This is a genomic window from Thalassolituus sp. UBA2009, assembly GCF_002335285.1.
GTDB lineage: Bacteria > Pseudomonadota > Gammaproteobacteria > Pseudomonadales > Oceanobacteraceae > Venatoribacter > Venatoribacter alkanivorans.
In genome coordinates, this window is sequence record NZ_DDCJ01000017.1 from 7,248 (window position 1) to 9,068 (window position 1,821).

General features: G+C 54.3%; 1 protein-coding gene and 4 tRNA genes. 4 read left to right on the forward strand and 1 reads right to left on the reverse strand.

Features of this window, described 5'->3' with window-relative positions:
- Positions 1-97: 97 nt before the first annotated feature.
- Positions 98-1,150 carry a tRNA preQ1(34) S-adenosylmethionine ribosyltransferase-isomerase QueA gene (gene queA / locus B3P58_RS01700; RefSeq protein WP_225691841.1) on the reverse strand — a complete coding sequence of 351 codons (1,053 nt, stop codon included), beginning with the start codon at positions 1,148-1,150 and terminating at the stop codon, positions 98-100.
- 180 nt (positions 1,151-1,330) lie between these two features.
- Here queA and B3P58_RS01705 point away from each other — a divergent pair.
- The 4 genes from B3P58_RS01705 (at position 1,331) to B3P58_RS01720 (ending at position 1,812) form a co-directional block, all read left to right on the forward strand.
- Positions 1,331-1,417: transfer RNA gene (locus B3P58_RS01705), tRNA-Leu, on the forward strand.
- 55 nt (positions 1,418-1,472) lie between these two features.
- Positions 1,473-1,558, forward strand: a tRNA-Leu gene (locus B3P58_RS01710).
- A 39-nt stretch (positions 1,559-1,597) separates the two neighbouring features.
- Positions 1,598-1,683, forward strand: a tRNA-Leu gene (locus tag B3P58_RS01715).
- 43 nt (positions 1,684-1,726) lie between these two features.
- Positions 1,727-1,812: transfer RNA gene (locus B3P58_RS01720), tRNA-Leu, on the forward strand.
- The last annotated feature ends 9 nt before the right edge of the window (positions 1,813-1,821 follow it).

Below are 1,821 nucleotides of genomic sequence, written 5' to 3' on the forward strand. Positions count from 1 at the left end.
CGCGGAAAGGTAATGGTGCCGCGGCGCGCGTGGCTTGAACCATCAGTAATTTCGGAGTGCAGCTCAAACTGCATAAAACATTCACGGGTCATGGACATTATTCCGGTTGAGCGTCATTCAGCACTGGCTGCGGACGGGATAAAAACATGGCATCGCCATAACTGTAAAAACGATAACGCTGGGCAACCGCCTCGGCATAGGCCGCCATGGTGTTATCACGGCCGGCGAACGCAGACACCAGCATAATTAAGGTCGATTCCGGCAGATGGAAGTTGGTGATCATGGCATCGACACTGCGGAAGCGGTAACCGGGGTAAATAAAGATACGGCTTTCATCATAGAAAGGCGCAATCTCACCACTCTGGCTGGCACTTTCCAGACTGCGCACCGAGGTGGTACCCACCGCCACGACACGCTTACCGGCAGCACGGGTGGCGTTCACCGCATCAACCACGTCCTGGCTGACTTCAATGTACTCAGCGTGCATCTCATGATCGTGGATATTATCCACCTTCACCGGCTGGAAGGTGCCCGCGCCCACATGCAGGGTCACGTAGGCAAAGTTAACGCCCTTCTCTTTAAGCACCTGCAGCAGCGGCTCATCAAAATGCAGCCCGGCAGTTGGTGCCGCCACTGCACCCGGCTTCTCGGCGTACACCGTCTGATAACGCTCGCGGTCTTCTTCGGCATCATCACGCTCCATATAAGGAGGCAGAGGCATATGACCGACTTCATCGAGAATGCTCAGCAACGACCGTTCATCAAGGAAGCGTAACTGAAACAGCGCCCCTTCGCGGCCGACCACCTCAACCTCGACACCGCCCAGCAAAATCCGGCTGCCGGGCTTCGGTGAACGGGAAGAACGCAGATGAGCTAACGCTTCATGCTCACCGGTCACTCTTTCTATTAAGGCTTCCAGTTTGCCGCCACTGAGCTTTTCGCCAAACAGGCGCGCCGGAATCACCTTGGTATTGTTAAACACCAACAGATCACCGGGCTCCAGCATGGAGGCAAGGTCTTTAAAGGTATGATGCGCACGCTCACCGGTTGCACCATTAAGGCACAACAGACGTGAGGCACTGCGTTCTGCCATCGGATAACGGGCAATCAGCTCGTCCGGCAGATCAAAGTGAAAATCGCTGGTCTTCATCTCGTTCTTGGCGGGCTCTGAGACTGCAAAAGTCGGCTTGCAGCCCCGGCCGGTGCGGTAATGACTGGAGGACTGCAAGATTACCGGAGATAAGCCGGTAAGTTAAGGAAATCATTAGAGAAATTGTTGACAGCGCATTTTTTTCGAGTAGTATGCGCGCCACTGACACGCTACTGATGCGCCAGAGTGGCGAAATTGGTAGACGCAGGGGATTCAAAATCCCCCGCCTTTGCGGGTGTGCCGGTTCGAGTCCGGCCTCTGGTACCAAGCAAAAATAGTACTGTCAGTGTGATGTGCGAAGTGGTAACATGCCGCGCCTCAAGCCCAGGTGGTGAAATTGGTAGACACGCAGTGTTCAGGTCGCTGTGAGCTATGCTCGTGAGAGTTCGAGTCTCTCCCTGGGCACCATTAGTTAGAAACTGATAAGTCTCAGACTTACAGACCCACGCCGAAGTGGTGAAATTGGTAGACACGCAGTGTTCAGGTCGCTGTGAGCTATGCTCGTGAGAGTTCGAGTCTCTCCTTCGGCACCACATATATGTGGTGACAATTTGGAAGGTTAACAGCCTTACCCCTGCCCAGGTGGTGAAATTGGTAGACACGCAGTGTTCAGGTCGCTGTGAGCTATGCTCGTGAGAGTTCGAGTCTCTCCCTGGGCACCAATCATTTCT

Excerpts from the sequence above, each read along its gene's own strand:
- queA (WP_225691841.1), bottom strand. The coding sequence starts at position 1,150 with ATGAAGACCAGCGATTTTCACTTTGATCTGCCGGACGAGCTGATTGCC.